At 74.0% G+C, this 15,590-nt stretch carries 13 protein-coding genes; 7 read left to right on the top strand and 6 right to left on the bottom strand.

All coding sequences use genetic code 11. The features are described from left to right. Positions 1-141: 141 nt before the first annotated feature. Positions 142-708: a heme-binding protein gene (locus tag ABZ576_RS33905; RefSeq protein WP_360749820.1), complete on the bottom strand. Its 567-nt coding sequence runs from the start codon at positions 706-708 to the stop codon at positions 142-144. Positions 709-951: 243 nt separating this feature from the next. Here ABZ576_RS33905 and ABZ576_RS33910 point away from each other — a divergent pair, with 243 nt between their 5' ends. After that, positions 952-2,304 carry a histidine kinase gene (locus ABZ576_RS33910; RefSeq protein ID WP_360749853.1) on the top strand — a complete coding sequence of 451 codons (1,353 nt, stop codon included), beginning with the start codon at positions 952-954 and terminating at the stop codon, positions 2,302-2,304. Beyond that, complete coding sequence (locus ABZ576_RS33915) at positions 2,301-2,954, top strand: response regulator transcription factor (RefSeq protein WP_360749823.1); 654 nt, start codon at positions 2,301-2,303, stop codon at positions 2,952-2,954. The genes ABZ576_RS33910 and ABZ576_RS33915 overlap by 4 nt, the downstream gene beginning before the upstream one ends. Positions 2,955-3,103: 149 nt before the next feature. On the opposite strand, the gene ABZ576_RS33920 is transcribed toward ABZ576_RS33915, so the two are convergent. Next, positions 3,104-4,036 (bottom strand): serine hydrolase, encoded by a 933-nt coding sequence (locus tag ABZ576_RS33920; RefSeq protein WP_360749825.1) that lies wholly within the window; start codon positions 4,034-4,036, stop codon positions 3,104-3,106. After that, positions 4,033-5,079 carry a LysR family transcriptional regulator gene (locus ABZ576_RS33925; protein ID WP_360749827.1) on the bottom strand — a complete coding sequence of 349 codons (1,047 nt, stop codon included), beginning with the start codon at positions 5,077-5,079 and terminating at the stop codon, positions 4,033-4,035. The genes ABZ576_RS33920 and ABZ576_RS33925 overlap by 4 nt, the downstream gene beginning before the upstream one ends. A 144-nt stretch (positions 5,080-5,223) precedes the next feature. On the opposite strand from ABZ576_RS33925, the gene bla reads away from it, so the two are divergent. Together bla and ABZ576_RS33935 are read left to right on the top strand one after the other, a co-directional pair. Further along, the gene (bla, locus tag ABZ576_RS33930) at positions 5,224-6,153 is read left to right on the top strand and encodes a class A beta-lactamase (protein ID WP_360749829.1); all 930 of its coding nucleotides are present in this window, start codon (positions 5,224-5,226) and stop codon (positions 6,151-6,153) included. Positions 6,154-6,384: 231 nt separating this feature from the next. Beyond that, positions 6,385-7,953: a carbohydrate-binding protein gene (locus tag ABZ576_RS33935; RefSeq protein ID WP_360749832.1), complete on the top strand. Its 1,569-nt coding sequence runs from the start codon at positions 6,385-6,387 to the stop codon at positions 7,951-7,953. Positions 7,954-8,051: 98 nt separating this feature from the next. Here the strand turns inward: ABZ576_RS33935 and ABZ576_RS33940 are convergent, their stop codons facing one another. Both ABZ576_RS33940 and ABZ576_RS33945 read right to left on the bottom strand, forming a co-directional pair. Beyond that, positions 8,052-8,777 (bottom strand): hypothetical protein, encoded by a 726-nt coding sequence (locus ABZ576_RS33940; RefSeq protein WP_360749835.1) that lies wholly within the window; start codon positions 8,775-8,777, stop codon positions 8,052-8,054. Between the two features lie 75 nt (positions 8,778-8,852). Next, positions 8,853-9,254, bottom strand: coding sequence for a VOC family protein (locus tag ABZ576_RS33945; protein WP_360749838.1), 402 nt, complete (start codon positions 9,252-9,254; stop codon positions 8,853-8,855). Positions 9,255-9,849: 595 nt separating this feature from the next. Between ABZ576_RS33945 and ABZ576_RS33950 the strand changes: the two genes are divergently transcribed. Together ABZ576_RS33950 and ABZ576_RS33955 are read left to right on the top strand one after the other, a co-directional pair. Then, positions 9,850-10,032 (top strand): hypothetical protein, encoded by a 183-nt coding sequence (locus ABZ576_RS33950; RefSeq protein ID WP_360749841.1) that lies wholly within the window; start codon positions 9,850-9,852, stop codon positions 10,030-10,032. Positions 10,033-10,107: 75 nt separating this feature from the next. Beyond that, positions 10,108-10,998: an SDR family oxidoreductase gene (locus ABZ576_RS33955; RefSeq protein WP_360749844.1), complete on the top strand. Its 891-nt coding sequence runs from the start codon at positions 10,108-10,110 to the stop codon at positions 10,996-10,998. A gap of 119 nt (positions 10,999-11,117) precedes the next feature. On the opposite strand, the gene sbnB is transcribed toward ABZ576_RS33955, so the two are convergent. Next, a complete protein-coding gene (sbnB, locus tag ABZ576_RS33960) occupies positions 11,118-12,119 on the bottom strand; it encodes a 2,3-diaminopropionate biosynthesis protein SbnB (RefSeq protein ID WP_360749847.1) in 1,002 nt (333 codons plus the stop codon). 332 nt (positions 12,120-12,451) lie between these two features. On the opposite strand from sbnB, the gene ABZ576_RS33965 reads away from it, so the two are divergent. Then, on the top strand, positions 12,452-15,499 hold the full coding sequence (locus ABZ576_RS33965) for an FG-GAP-like repeat-containing protein (RefSeq protein ID WP_360749850.1): 3,048 nt from the start codon (positions 12,452-12,454) through the stop codon (positions 15,497-15,499). The last annotated feature ends 91 nt before the right edge of the window (positions 15,500-15,590 follow it).

The raw sequence follows: 15,590 nt of genomic DNA on the forward strand, positions 1-15,590 counted from the left end.
TGGTCCGCGATGCGGTGCAGCTTGCGCAGGATTTTGCCTTCGCCTGCACGCATGATCTTCGAGAGGACGGACACGGGGGCTGGTCTCCTTGCCCCGCGGGGCCGGCCCGGACGTTCCCGTTTCCCGGCGGGAACGCTCGCGTCAGCGGCCGAGCACCTCCGCGCCCGCCTGCGCGTACCGCTCGTCCAGGTCGCCCGACGGAGCGCCCGCGACGCCGATGCCCGCGACCGGGGCACCCTTGGCGGTCACCGGCGTACCGCCCGCGAGGAACAGCGTGCCGGGGATGTCCTTCAGGTTCGGGGCCTGCGCCAGCCGCTTCACCAGCTCCGAGGTCGGCGCGTTCCAGGACACTGCGGTGAACGCCTTGCGCTCGGCCGACTCGTACGACTGCGGGCCGGCGCCGTCACCGCGCAGAGTGACCAGGGTGTTGCCGTTGCGGTCGACGACGGCCACGGACACGTGCCGGCCGTCCTTCTCGGCCGCGTCCACCGCCGCCCGGGCCGCCTTCGTGGCGGCGTCCAGGGTGAGGTGCGTGCTCTGGGTCAGCTCGCCGCCGCGGGCCGCCATCGGGGCGGCGGCGGGCGGCGCGTCCGTCGAGTCGGCGGCGTTCGCGGCGACCGTGCCGACGACACCGGCGCCGACGACGGCCAGGGCGGCACCGCCCAGGAGGACACGGGTACGGCGAGCGGGCTTCTTGCGGCTGGGCATGCTGGGGAACCTTCCGGTAGGGCCGGGCCGGGGGCGTCGGTCGCCCCCGGATTGATCCTCGCCCCGGAGGGGGCCGCTCCCCGTCGCCGTACCGGTTGTCCCGGGGGTCATCCGATCGGATGACCCCGCCGCCCTCGGACCTGGGCACAATGGAGGGTGTTTGCCCAGTTCAGCGCGGAGCCGAGGAAGGTGCCTGCGGTGGCCGTACCCGAGCGCGACGACACCCGCGCCCTCACCGTCGTCATGCACACGGCGTTCTTCGTGCTGCTGTCCGCGTCCGTCGCCCGCTACCTGGCCCGGCACGCCGACGGACCGCACACCCCCTGGGTGATCGCCCTCTCACTCCTGCTCGCCGCGCTCTACGTCCTCGGCCCCGCCCTCGGCGTCCGGCCCACCCCGCGCCGCCTGACCTGGCTCGGGCTGGTCGTGGCGGCCTGGGCGCTGCTCGTCGTACTGGCCCCGAGCTTCGCCTGGTGCGCGGTGCCCCTCTTCTACACCGGCCTGCGCACCCTGCCACCGCGCGCGGCGATCGCACTGGTGGCCCTGCTGACGGTGCTCGCGGTGGCCGCCCAGCTCAGCCTGGCCGGCTGGCCGGACCCCAACGTGCTGCTGGCCCCGCCCGCCGTGGCCGCCGTGGCCACGACCGTCTTCGTCGTCATGCAGCGCCAGGCGGCCCGCCGGGACGCGCTGATCGACGACCTGGTCCGCACCCGGCGCGAGCTCGCCGCCACCGAGCGCCGCGAGGGCACCCTCGCCGAACGCGAACGGCTCGCCCGGGAGATCCACGACACCCTCGCCCAGGGCCTGTCCAGCCAGCGCATGCTGCTCCAGGCCGCCGACCGGCTGTGGGACACCGCGCCCGGCACCGCCCGGGACCACGTCCGCACCGCGGCGGCGATCGCCGAGCGCAGCCTCGCCGAGGCCCGTCGCTTCGTCCACGACCTGACCCCGGCCGACCTGGCCGAGGGCGGCGGCCTGCTGCGGGCCCTGCATGCCGTCGCCGAACGCGAGACGACACCCACGCTCACCGTCCGCGTCCACAGCGAGGGCAGCCCGCCCTCCCCACTGCCCGGCCCCGTGGAGTCGGCACTGCTGCGCATCGCCCAGGGCGCCCTGGCCAACGTCCGCGAACACGCCGCGGCGACGACCGCCACGCTCACCCTGACCTGCCTGGACGACCAGATCGTCCTGGACGTCACCGACGACGGCCGGGGCTTCGACCCGCACACCCCGCCCACCCCCGAAGCCGACCCACCGAGCACGGCCGCCCCCGGCACGGCCGCACCGGGTACCGATGCGCCCGGCACCGACGCCCCCGGGGCCGACGCCCCCGACACGGCCACGGCGGGCACGGCCGCGCCCGGCACGGCCGCACCGGGTACCGATGCGCCCGGCACCGACGCCCCCGGCACCGACGCCCCCGACACGGCCACGGCGGGCACGGCCGCGCCCGGCGCCCCCGCGGCCCACTCGCGCGGTCACGGCCTGCCCGCCATCCGCGCCCGCCTGCGCCAGCTGGGCGGCACCCTCACGATCGAGTCGGCGCCGGGCCGGGGCACGGCCCTGTCGGCGTCGATCCCGCTGGAGCCGAAATGACCCACGTCCCCGGGACGACCGGCCGGACACCGGTGCGCATCCTCGTCTGCGACGACCACGCCGTCGTACGCGCCGGACTGCTGGCCCTCCTGCACAGCGAGCCGGACATCGAGGTCGTCGGCGAGGCCGGCAGCGGCGAGGAGGCCCTCGCCCTCGCCCGCAAGACGGCCCCCGACGTCGTCCTGATGGACCTCCAGCTGGGTGAGGGCATCGACGGCGTCGAGACCACCCGCAGACTGCGCGCCGAGCCGGGCGCCCCGCACGTCCTGGTCCTGACCACGTACGACACCGACGCCGACGTCACCCGCGCCGTCGAGGCGGGCGCCACCGGCTACCTGCTGAAGGCCGAGCGCGCGGAGGACCTGTTCACGGCGATCCACGCCGCGGCGCAGGGCCGCCCGGCGCTGTCACCGCCGGTCGCCGACCGGGTCATGTCCCGCCTGCGCAACCCGCGTCCCAGCCTGACCCCCCGCGAACGGGACATCCTCGCCCACCTCGCCCGGGGACTCGCCAACCACGCCATCGCCCGCGCCCTCCACATCAGCGAGGCCACGGTCAAGACCCACCTGCGCCGCATCTACGACAAGCTGGGCGTCGACACCCGGGCAGGCGCCGTCGCGGTGGCCAAGGAACAACGCCTCCTGCCCTGACAGGACAAGCGACCGCCTCCCGGGCCCCACCAGGGGCGCGGGGAACTGCGCGCCCAACCACATGGAACCCGGGGCCGCCCACCGGCATCCACCCCCACGGCGCTGCCGCACCCGGCCCCTGCCCCCGGCGCTGACGCACTCGGCCTTCCCTACCCCCGCAGCGCCTCGAAGGCCTCCCGTCCCGCCACCCCGATCGCCAGGTCGATGTCCGCGGCCAGCCCCGCCCGACGCCCCGCACGGGTCAACGCGGCCATCGCCACCCGGTCCCCGGAGTCCGCCTCGAGCACCCCGATCTCGTGCCGGAGATGCAGGAACGTGCCGGTCTTCCCGCTCCACCGCAGCGAGTCCGCCCGCAGCTCGCTCGCCAGCCGCTGGGTGAAGACCTGGAGGCCCATCAGCCGGCGCAGCTCCGCCGTCGCCCCGGGCCCGGCGATCTCGTCGCACCACACCCGCTGCAGCAGGCCGACGAGCGCCGCGGCGGAGCCGGCGTTGGCGTGGGCCGGGTCCAGGGTCTCGATGGTGTGCCGGCCCGTCCGCTCGTCCCGGACGGCCAGCTCCAGCGCGAGGGAGAAGTCGTTGCCGGCGGCGCCGGCGGCGCACTCGTACAGGTGGTTCATCCGGTGCCGCACCCGGATCCCGTCGCACCCCCAGGCCCGCAGCCGTGCGTCGACGTCCGCCACCGGCACCAGGTCGAGCAGCGCGTCGGCGGCGGCGTTGTCGCTCACCGACAGCATCAGCAGGAGCAGGTCGCCGACGGCCACGGTGGCCGGGTGCCGGAAGGCGGCGAGCCCGGTGGGACCGACGCTGCTGGTGCCGGGGTCCACCGTCACCGGATGCGCCGGATCGAGGTCCCCGCTCGCGATGCGGTCCAGTGTCACCAGCGCGATCGGGACCTTCGCCACCGAGGCCAGGGGCGTCGACTCCTCGATGTCGAAGCCGAGTTGCCCACCTGTGTCGATGTTGCGGGCGAGGAAGGAGCCGCGGACGCCGAGCGCCGCCCACTCCGTGGCGATCGCCCCGGCGACGTCCAGGAGGGTCCCGTCGTCGCCGGTGTACACCGGGTGGTGCACCGCCGCGCTCATCCGCGCGCCGCCAGCCGTGCGGGAACGTCCTCGCCCCGGGCACCCGGTACCCGGCCGCCGCTCCGCTCGGGTACGGCGCCCACGGCCGCCGCGAGCAGCGCGGCCAGCCAGCCGGGTACGCCCCCCGTACCGTTGCGCCCCGGCTCTGTACGGTTCCGCCCCGTACCAGCGCGCCCCGGCGCGGCGCTCACGTCGTACCCGCGGTGGAGGGCGCCGTCGGCCAGGGGTGCCCAGCGCACGCCGTGCTGCCGGGCGAACGGCTCGGCGCACAGCAGCAGCGCCCGGCCGGCCAGTGTCTCGGCGAGCGCGGTGGCCGCGGGCCCGGCCGGCCGGATCCGCCCCTCGGCCAGCCCGGCGCGCGCCGCGGCCCGCGCCAACCGGTCTTCGAAATACGGCACTTGATCCTCCGCCAGAAGCAGCAGGGATGGTGGCGGGGCGGTGGCTCCGACGCCGCGGCCCCGCCGCGGACGCAGCTCTTCGAGGTGAACCGCCCGCGCCGAGGCACCGCCCGCCCCGGCCCTGGGCCCCACCGGCCCCCGGAGCGCCGAGGCGCCGTCCGTCGCGGATGCCAGCCCCAACGGCACCCGGAACGCGGCCTGTTCGGGTGCGACTCGCAGCAGCGCACAGGCCAGCGAGCCGTCGGTCAGCCCGGACACCCGGTCCGCGGGCGGCAGTTCGCGCATGCCGAGGGTGATCCCGCGCTCGGTGCCGGCGCGGATGGCCCGGGCCAGCGCGGCGGGGGCGCAGTCCGCGGGCACCCCTACGGCGCGTACCCGGGAGCCGTGGGCCGAGCGGGCCACGTGCCGCAGCCGTTGCGCCCGGTCCAGTACGTCCCGCGCGTAGGGAAGCAGCAGTACTCCCAGTTCGGTGGTCGCGATCTGCCGCCGGGTCCGGTCGAACAGCAGGCCGCCGAAGTGCTCCTCCAGCGTCTTGATACGGCGGCTCAGCAGCGGTTGGGCGATACCGAGCCGGTCGGCCGCCCGGGAGAAGCTCGCCTCGTCGGCCGTCGCCACGTACGCCTCCAGGTGTGCCAGAAGGTCCATCCGGCACTCATATCAATAGGGTATGGGATCTTCAAAGTTTCACCTTGGACATGAGTGCCCTTCCGCTGTTTCCCTGTCCCCGTCGAAAGATCGAAAGATCGAGAGATCGACCGCGACCAAGGACGACCTGGGAGGACCATGCCCATGACCAGCACCGACCGCCCCACCCCGCTGCCGCGCCGCCGCCTGCTGCGGGCCGGCCTCGCGGTCACCGGCGCCGCGATGACCGCCTCGGCCTTCGCCGCTCCGGCCGCCTCCGCGGCCCCGGACGCCCGGTCGCGCGCCGGCCAGGCCGAGTTGGCCGAGCTGGAGCGGCGCTACGGCGCCCGGCTCGGCGTGTACGCGCGCAACGTCCGCACCGGGCGGACCGTCTCCCACCGGGCGGGGGAGCGGTTCGCGATGTGTTCGACGTTCAAGGCGTTCGCCGCGGCGGCGGTGCTGCGCGACCACGCCGGCTGTGCCCCGCTGGACCGGGTGGTGCACTATCCGCCGCGCGACATCCTGCCCAACTCGCCGCGGACCGAGGAGAACCTGACGACCGGGATGACCGTGGCCGACCTGTGCGCCGCGGCGATCCAGTACAGCGACAACGCGGCCGGCAACCTGCTGCTCCGGGAGGTCGGCGGCCCGGCCGGGCTGACCCGCTTCCACCGGTCGCTCGGTGACGAGGTGAGCCGGCTCGACCGGTGGGAGCCGGAGCTGAACGCCGCGGTCCCGGGGGACGTGCGCGACACCACGACCCCCGAGGCGATCGCCGAGAGCCTGGAGCGCCTCACCCTGGGCCGGGCGCTGGCCGCCGCCGACCGTGAGCGGTTCGTCGGCTGGCTGAAGGGCAACAGGACCAGCGCGGAGCGGTTCCGCAAGGGCCTGCCCCAGGACTGGGTCGTGGCGGACAAGACCGGAACCGGTGACTACGCCACCGCCAACGACATCGGCGTGGCCTGGACCACCCGGCGAACCCCGGTCGTGCTGGCCGTCCTGTCCGGCAAGAGCGTCCAGGACGCTCCGGTGGACCAGGCGCTGATCGCCGACGCGGCGGCCGTCGTGGCCCGCACCCTGGCTCCCGGCGAGTAGCGCACACGTCGTCCCGGGCGAGGTGCCCCCAACTCGTCCGCCTCTTCACTCATATGAATAGCAATCATGTACGCGAGCATTGACGCGTGCATGACGTCTCCCTACCGTCGAGAAGGTCCAGGGGAAAGCGCTTTCCGGACACCCTTCACCATGCCATGACCGCTCGTCTGGTTCACCCCCCTGGACAACTCACACCCGCACAGCCGACCCGACCCGCAGGGAGACAACCCGATGCAACCAAGACCAGTCATCGCGTGTGCCGGTCTGCTCGCCGGTGCGCTCGTCGCGCTGTCCGGCACCACGGCCCAGGCCGCCACCACCCGCTACGAGGCCGAGGGTGCCGGCGCGGTCTGTACCGGCACCGTCGACTCCGACTGGGCCGGGTACTCCGGCAGCGGCTTCTGCAACGGCACCAACGCCGCCGGCGCCTATGCGGAGTTCACCGTGAACGCCGCCGGCGCGGGCACCGCGACCCTGGGCATCCGCTTCGCCAACGGCTCCACCGCAGCCCGGCCCGCCACCGTCGCGGTCAACGGCACGACGGCCACCACCGCGTCGTTCGAACCCACCGGCACCTGGAACACCTGGGCCACCACGGCCCTGACGGTGCCCGTCAGGGCCGGCGGCAACACCGTCCGCCTCACCCCGACCGCGGCCGGCGGCCTGCCGAACCTCGACTACCTCGACGCCGACGTGGCCACGGCGGCGACCGGCACCGTGCTCTACGTGTCACCGGCCGGCACCGACGGCGCGGCCGGCACGGAGTCCGCGCCGACCACGCTCACCTCGGCCATCAGCCGGATCACCCCCGGCGGCACGATCTACCTGCGCGGCGGGACGTACAACCACTCCACCACGATCACCATCCCGGTCGGTGCCGACGGCACCGCGAGCGCCCGCACCACCCTCTCCGCCTACCCCGGCGAGAAGCCCGTCCTGGACTTCTCCGCCCAGAGCGAGAGTCCGTCCAACCGGGGCATCCAGCTGTACGCCGACCACTGGCGGCTGTACGGCCTCACCGTCGAGCACGCCGGTGACAACGGGATCTACGTCGGCGGCAGCGACAACGTCGTCGAGCGCGTGGTGACCGCCTACAACCGGGACACCGGCCTGCAGCTCGGCCGGATCTCCTCCACCACCCCCAGCTCCGAGTGGCCGTCGGACAACCTGATCGTCGGTTCGGAGTCGCACGACAACGCCGACTCCGACGGCGAGGACGCCGACGGCTTCGCGGCGAAGCTGACCACCGGCACCGGCAACGTCTTCCGCCACGACGTCTCGCACCACAACATCGACGACGGCTGGGACCTGTACACGAAGACCGACACCGGCGCCATCGGCCCGGTCACCATCGAGTACTCCCTGGCCTACGGCAACGGCACCCTGAGCGACGGCACCGTCAACTCCAACGGCGATCGCAACGGCTACAAGCTCGGCGGCGACGGCATCGCCGTGAACCACGTCGTCCAGCACAGCATCGCCTACAAGAACGGCCACCACGGGTTCACCTACAACAGCAACCCCGGCACGATGGCGATCGCCGGCAACGTCGGCGTCGGCAACGCCGAGCGCAACTTCTCGTTCGACGCGGGCACGTCCGTCTTCCGCGGCAACACCTCGTGCCGCTTCACCGCGAGCGGCTCGAACGACAAGACCGTCGGGAACGCCGACGGCTCCAACCAGTTCTGGACCGGCACCAACGGCTCGCGCTGCTCCTCGTACGCGGGGGCCCTCGGCTGGTCCTTCGCCTCCGACGGCCGCCTCGTGGTGACCTTCGGCGGCAGCGTGGTGACGCCGTAGTCCGCGGACGTCCGGGCGGGAGGAGGGCGTCGCTCGCCCCGAAGACGCGGCCGGGGCCGACGACCTCCCGCGTCGTTCGGGGAAGCGGCGTTCCCGGCTCAGCCGACGATGCTGTCCGCGGCCACCGGATGCGCCTCCAGGTCCGCCGCGGCCAGCAGGTCGGCGATCAGCTCCGGTGTACCGCCGACGTAGGTGCTCATCAGGTCCACGTCCCCGCCCACCACCCAGGCGCGGTCCTGCGGCCACCACAGGTCGGGCAGTTCGGCGAACTCGTCCAGGGCCACGGGGGAGACCACGTCGGCCAGCCGGCCGGCCAGCAGGACCTCGTCCCGGCCCGGCGTCCCGAACGTCGGGAAGCGGTCCCAGTTCCAGCGGCCGTACCCGTGCCACAGTCCGAACCAGCACCGTTCGGGTGCGGGGGTGTGCCGGGCCAGCACGGGCAGCAGCGCCCGGGCGACGGGCGGCGGGGTCGGGCCCTCGTCGGGGTGCTCGTCCCACACGCCGGGCAGGCCGTCGGAGCGGCCGGTGTACTCCTGGTCCGACCCGATGACCTCGTGCCAGCGGCTGACGGGGGTCACCGCCGTCCCGTGGGCGGCGGCCACCGTGGACCAGCGCACCGGCCGGTCGCCGAGCCGGGCCGGGTGCAGGAGCCGGGCGTAGGCGGCGAAGCCCGGCGCCGCGACGCCCGCGACCGTGCCGAGGGCGGCCGGGCCGGGACCGTGCGGGGTCAGCCAGTCGGCGGGGGAGAGGTCGTCGGCCTGGGCCCGCAGCCGTCCGTACCACTGCGGGGCGGGTTCCTGGTCGACCAGGGGGAAGTCGTTCACCCGCACAGTGTGCCGGGTGTCCGGCGGGGGCCGGCCGGGCGGGCCGGGGACCTCGGTCCCGGCCCGCCCGTCACCTCAGGAGTCCGCCGGCTGCTCGGGGCTGCCGTAGGGCCGGGTGATGATCTCCATCGCGTGTCCGGCCGGGTCCATGAAGTACAGACCCCGGCCGCCGAAGTGATGGTTGATCTCGCCCGGCTGCTTCCTGTGCGGATCGGCGTAATAGGTGATCCCGGCTTCCCGGATCCGGGCGTAGGCCGCGTCGAACTCCTCCTCGGAGATGAGGAAGGCGTAGTGCTGCATGACGATCGACTCCGCCGGGATCGTGGCGAAGTCCAGGGTCACCCCGTTGCTCGTGTCGACCGGGACGAACGGGCCCCACTCCGGCCCGGTCTCCAGGCCCAGGATGCGGGCCAGGAACTCGGCGGACTCCCGGTTGTCCCGGGCGTGGACGATGGTGTGGTTCAACTCGACTGACATCGGTGGAATGCCTCCGTAAGGCAATCTCACGGGCACCTCCATGCCTCACCCGGCCGGTGACCGGCACGCGATGCCGTACGACGATCCTACCGCCGTGCCGGGGGCGCCGGACGGGCCCCCCGGTGCTCTGCGCGGACACCGGCCACCGTCAACAGCTCGGGGACGCCGCGCAGTTCGCCGCCGGATGCGGTCACGAGGGCAGGACGGGAGCCGCGACGCCGGCGCGCGCGGTACCTGGGTGAGCGGCGCCCCGAGCGGGGCCGGCCGACCCGTCAGGGGAGCGACGACACCGATGCACAAGGATGCACAAGGGGGGCGGCCGTGCTGCCCGTCCTTCGCGTCGTTCGCCCGGGGCCTGCGCCCGGGGCCTGCGCCCGGGGCCCGGCGGTGTGTGCCGGGGCGCCCGGGACGACGACGAGGCGGAGGACCGGCAGCGGTCCCGCGCGAGTGAGCGCCGCCCGGCGGCGCCGTCGGTGCAGGGCGCGGACAGTACGAGTTTCCCAGTACCGCCAGTAACATGATGACCTTGTTCTCGGGTGTACCAGTCAGTCAACTCGGCGCCGTCCCCCGAGCGGCGCCCGGCCCGGAGAACTCCATGTCTTCTGTCAACGACGCGTTGGAGAACGCGCAGTTCACCTACGAGCAGCACATGCGGACCTGCCGCCAGTGCCACGCCGACGCCGCGCCCTGTGCCGTGGCCAAGCACCTCCTGCGGATCTACAACCTCGCCCGCAGGGACCGCCTGCGGTCCGCCGGGCCGCAGGCGCCCGGGGCCTGACCGGCGAGGATTCGCACGTCGCGAGGGGGGAACCCGGTCGGCTGTCCCGTCCTTCCCGAGACGCAGGAGGCCACCGTGACGGACCGGCGCAGTGACCGGCCGAACCCGGTCACCCAGCATGCCCGCCCCGACTTCCCCTCCCAGGACCAGCCGCACCCGGGCTGGACCGGACCGATGGACCCGCCGCCCGACCACGGCGAGGAGTCCTACCGCGGCGCCGGCCGTCTCGACGGCCGCAAGGCGGTGATCACGGGAGGGGACTCCGGCATCGGACGGGCGGTGGCGCTCGCCTTCGCCCGGGAGGGCGCCGACGTGCTCTTCACCCACCTCGCCGCCGAGGAGGAGGACGCCCGCGAGACGGCCCGGCTGGTGGAGGACGCCGGACGCAAGGCGGTCGCCGTGTCCTGCGACATCCGCGACGAGGACAACTGCCGGTCGCTGATCGACCGGGCGGCCGACGAGCTCGGCCGTATCGACGTCCTCGTGAACAACGCCGCCTACCAGATGTCCCAGCCGGACGGCATCGAGGCGATCACCACCGAGCAGTTCGACCGGGTGATGCGGACGAACCTGTACGGGATGTTCTGGCTCACCAAATTCGCCCTGCCGCACATTCCGGCCGGCGGCTGCGTCATCAACTCCACGTCGGTGCAGGCGTACCAGCCCAGTCCGCACCTGCTCGACTACGCGATGACCAAGGGCGCGATCGTCACCTTCACGCACGGGCTGGCCCAGATGCTCGCCGAGCGCGGCATCCGGGTCAACGCGGTCGCGCCGGGGCCGGTGTGGACACCGCTCATCCCGTCGACGATGCCCGACACGGCGGAGTTCGGCAAGCAGAGCCCGCTCGGCCGCCCGGCGCAGCCCGCCGAGCTGGCGCCCGCCTACGTGTACCTGGCCTCCCCGCAGGCGAGCTTCATCACCGGGGAGATCCTCAACGCGACCGGCGGCACACCGCTGCCCTGACCCGCCGCCGGGAGCGCACCGCGCCCGGCGGACCGCGCCGGCCGGCACGCGGCAGAAGGCCCGTCACGACAGCAGGGGCCTTCTGCCGCTCCCTTGCCAGGGGGCCGCCGTACTCCGCCTCACCAGCGGTGCGTCTCCGCGAAGAAGTCGGGGATCCCGACGGCCTTCCCCTCGGCGCGGGCCCGCTGGTGCACGTAGGCGCCGAGCGCGAGGTCCAGGACGCCGAGCCCGAAGGGGGAGAAGATCACCGGCCGGTCGTCCGGCAGCGACACGTCGCCGCCCAGGACACCGGCGAGCGTGCCGGTGACGAAGTCCCGGCCGCCCGTGGCCTGTTCGGCCAGGTGCGGTGAGGTGTCGGCCTTCATGCAGTGCTCGACGTCGTCGAAGATGTTCGCCGCCGCGAGGATCACGTCGGGCGCCAGGTCGCGCAGTGACAGGTTCAGCACGACCTGCCCGGGCTTGAACGGGGTGTGCACGTAGGGCGTGCCGGCGGTGGTGGTGAACACGACCGTGTCGGCCGCGAGAGCGGCGGCGAGCTCGTCGGTGAAGACGGCGCTCTGCGCCAGCTCGTCGTTCAGGTGCCCGGCCAGCGCGGTGCCGGACCCGGCGTGCAGATCGTGCACCAGGAACTCGTCGGGCTCGCACCCGGCCGCCCTCAGGTACTCGCAGACGTTGCGCGCGATGATGCCCGCGCCGATCACGGCGATCCGCGTGCCCCGGTACCCGCCGGGACGCAGCGCACGGGCCGCGACGGCCGCGGACGCGGCGGTGCGGGCGGCACTGATCTGGGCGGCCTCCAGGCAGGCGATCGGATAGCCGGTCTCGTAGTCGTTGAGGATGAGCACGGCCGACGCCCGCGGAACGGACTTCTTCGTGTTGGACGGGAAGCTGGAGATCCACTTGATGCCGGCCAGCTGGACGTCCGCGCCGAGGAAGGCCGGCAGGGCGATGATCCGCGCGTCGGGCTTCTCCGGGAAACGCAGGAAGTAGCTGTCCGGGTTGACGGTCTCGCCGGCCTCGTGGTCCAGGTAGGTCTGCCGCACGAGGTCCAGCACCGCCGGCCGGTCGCGGGTGAGGATCTCGTGGACCACCGGTCCGGCGACCAGGTCGAAGTCGAACATGTCGGGTTCCCTCTCTGCGTTGTACCGAGGATCCGGTCGGGGTGACGGTCCCCCGCGCCGGGGGAGCACCGCGCGCAGGGGGCGCCGCGGGACGCCGCCGGCACGCTGCGTTGACGGTCGGTCACGCAGCCGAAGCGTATGCCCTGCGCCGCCGCGATGACGCCGATGGCCACGCCGGGGTGTCACCGCGCTCCCCTGCCCCCCCGGCACCCCCCGCCGCCGTCGCCCCGTGAGCCAACTCCCGTACCCGCGCCGCTGTATGCTCGCGAACACACGTGCGAGGCGTCGAACGCTGACGTACTGCGCACCCACAGCCGCATACAGGGGGAACAGTGCCCGAACGGCACCATCGGCCGGCGAGTCTGGGGAGAGCCGCCGCCATCACCACCGCGCTCGGCGTCACGGCGGGCCTCGTCCTGCCCGCGCTCGCGCCCGCGCCCGCGTACGCCGTCACCGGCGGGGTCACCATCGCCGCGCCCGACGCCGACGTCGACCGCCGGCTCACCGTCGTGACCAGCGCCCGCCTCGGCGCCGTGTACCAGGAGGAGGGCACCGACGGCTACGTCTGGGTCGGCAGCGGCAAGACCGTCCCGGCGCTGCGGGGCGTGCCCCCGGAGTCCTTCTTCTTCACCAGCGACTACGACAACTGGGTCTTCTACCGCACCACCGCCGACGACGGCCGCACCCGCGTCGTCCGGCTCAAGCTGGACGACGGCACCTCCTCGGCCCTGACCCTGCCCGGCGGCTACGAGCACGCCCGGGTCAGCAACGGCCTGGTGCTGGCCTCCCGGCAACTCGACGACGGCACCCGCGAGTACCGGGTCGTCCGGGGCAGGGACGGCGGCACGGTCTACGACGTCCCGGTGCACCTGCCCGCGGGCGCCACGGCCGAGACGGAACCCGAGATCCTCGCGGGTGAGGGCGTCGACTTCATCGTCCGCTACCGGCAGGACGGCCGGGCCGCCTACGGCATCGTCAACGGCATCAGCGGCGCGGTCACGCCCCTCCAGGTGACCGGGCCGGCGAGCAGCTTCCGGATGAACCGTTCCTGGGTGTCGTGGTACACCCGCGAGGGCGAGGCCGGGATCCGGATCAGGGCGCGCTCCAGCGCGGGCGGCGCCCCCGGCGTGCGGACCGTGCCGACGTCGGCCCCGGACGCGGAGGTCACCTCCTTCCTCGTCGGCGACCACCTGCTCTGGTACGAGGGCTCCGGCGGGCCGCTGTACAACCTGACGCTCGGCCCGGACGCCGCGCCGGTGCTGGCCGACGTCGAGGGGGCATGGCAGTTCGGCGACGAGCTGACCGTGCTCGGCCGGGCCGCCCCGGACGGCCCGCGCACCCTCTACTTCGTCTCCGTGGACGGCAACGGCAAGGTCGCGGCCACGCCCCGGCACACCGTGACACCCGTCCACCACGACGGCACGGTCGGCGCCCTCGGCCTGGACCGCGGTACCGTCCGCTTCCTCAACACGCTGCGCGGCACCGCCACGTTGCACGGCCAGGACATCGGCACCGCCCTCACACCGGCCGGCGGGGCACCGCTGACGCCGGCCGCCACCGCCGCCGGCAGCGGCCCGGGCCGCTTCGCCGACGGCGGCGACGAGGGCCTCGCCCAGCTGGCCACCGACCCGGCCACCGGCAAGGACGTCCTCACCACCGCCGACGACCCGGACGGGAACATCGCGCTGCCCGCCGCCGACGGCCGGATCCTGGACGTCTCCCCGCAGTACGTGCTGTACCGGGGAGGCGGCAAGCAGTACGTGGTGGACATCGCCGCCGGCAGGATCGTCCGCGAACAGCAGGCGCAGGCCGCCGCGCTCGACTACAGCACGCTGTGGACGCCGTCCGCCACGGCCGGCCAGATCGTCGGCACCAGCCTGCGCACCGGCAGGACGGTCGGCACGCTGCCCACGGACGACGGTTGCGTCCCGAACGACCTGCGCGCCAACGGCACGCTCCTGTACTGGAGTTGCGCGGGCCGGAACAAGGCCGGGATCGTCAAGCCAGCGCAGCCCGGATACAGCTACCAGGCCCCGGTCGGCGACGTCCTGCTCGGCGACGGCTTCTTCGCCGTCCACGACCCCGCGGCGAAGGCCATCCGGCTGACCCGGCTGTACAACGACGTGGCCGACCACCTCGATCCGATCGCCGGCGTCGCCACCACGGCGGCGGCCGACACCCGCGGTGTCACCTGGACCGTGGACCGCCGCTCCAACAAGGTGGCCTACCTGGACGCCGACCAGACCGTCCACGTCGTCGGCGCCTACGGCGAGACCTGGACGCCGGCCCGGCTCACCGTGCCCGACTCCGTCGCCCCCGCCTCGTTCGCGGCGGCCGGCGGCAGCGCCCGGTGGAACGGCCGTTGGTGGCTGTCCAAGCCCGCCGCGTCCTGGAAAATCACCGTGAAGAGCGCCGCCACCGGGGCCGTGCAGCGCACCTGGCAGGGCGGCGCCGCCCGCAGCTCGGTGCGGGTCGCCTGGGACGGCCGGAGCGAGACCGGCGCCCTCGTGCCCAACGGCGCGTACACCTGGACGCTGTCCGCCGCCCCCGCCGACGGCACCGGGGCCGCGCTGTCCGCCACCGGCACCGTCCGCGTCTCCGGCGCCGCGGCCGTACGGCGCGACCACGCCGGCTCCGACGGCATCGGCGACCTGTTCACCCTCGACTCCTCCGGCTCCCTGGCCATCCACAAGGGCGACGGCAAGGGCGGCCTCTCCGGCAAGGTCTCCGCCTCCGGCTGGCCGCTCTCGGTCAAGGCCGCCCCGGTCGGCGACCTCGACGGCGACCGCTGCAACGACGTCCTGGTCCGCTTCTCGGGCGGTACGCTGCGCGCCTACCGGCCCGGCTGCGGCAAGGCCCTCACCACGTCGACGCCGTACACCTCGCTGGGCAGCGGGTTCGACCAGTACGACGTCCTGGCCTCACCGGGTGACGTCACCGGCGACGGGCGTGCCGACCTGATCGCGCGCGACGCCCGCACCGGCGCGGTGTACCTGTACAAGGCGACCGGCACGGGCAAGCTGTCCACGCGGGTCAAGCTGTACGCGGACTGGCGGACCTACAAGAAGGTCGTCGGCGCGGGGGACCTCGACGGCGACGGCCGCGGCGACCTCCTCGTCCAGGACCGGTCGAACACCCTCTGGCGCTACAACGGCACCGCGTCGGGCACCTTCACCGCCCGTACCAAGGTCGCCGCCGACTGGGGCGCGTCCTACAACGCCGTCGTCGGCGCGGGCGACCTCACCGGTGACGGCAAGGCCGACCTCGTGGCACGCGACAGCTCCGGCACACTGTGGCGCGCCAACGGCAACGGCAAGGGCTCCTTCGGCGCCCGCACGAAGATCGCCACCGGCTGGGGCGGCTACAAGGGCGTCTTCTAGGCCGTGTCTTTCGGATCAGCCCGACTCCGGGGTGCGGTTCGTTGGTGGTGCCGGTGAGCGGGGCTTGGTGCGTGCAGCTGCAAGGCGGAGG

The sequence above is a fragment of the Streptomyces sp. NPDC013455 genome (assembly GCF_040632975.1).
In the GTDB taxonomy this organism is placed as follows: domain Bacteria; phylum Actinomycetota; class Actinomycetes; order Streptomycetales; family Streptomycetaceae; genus Streptomyces.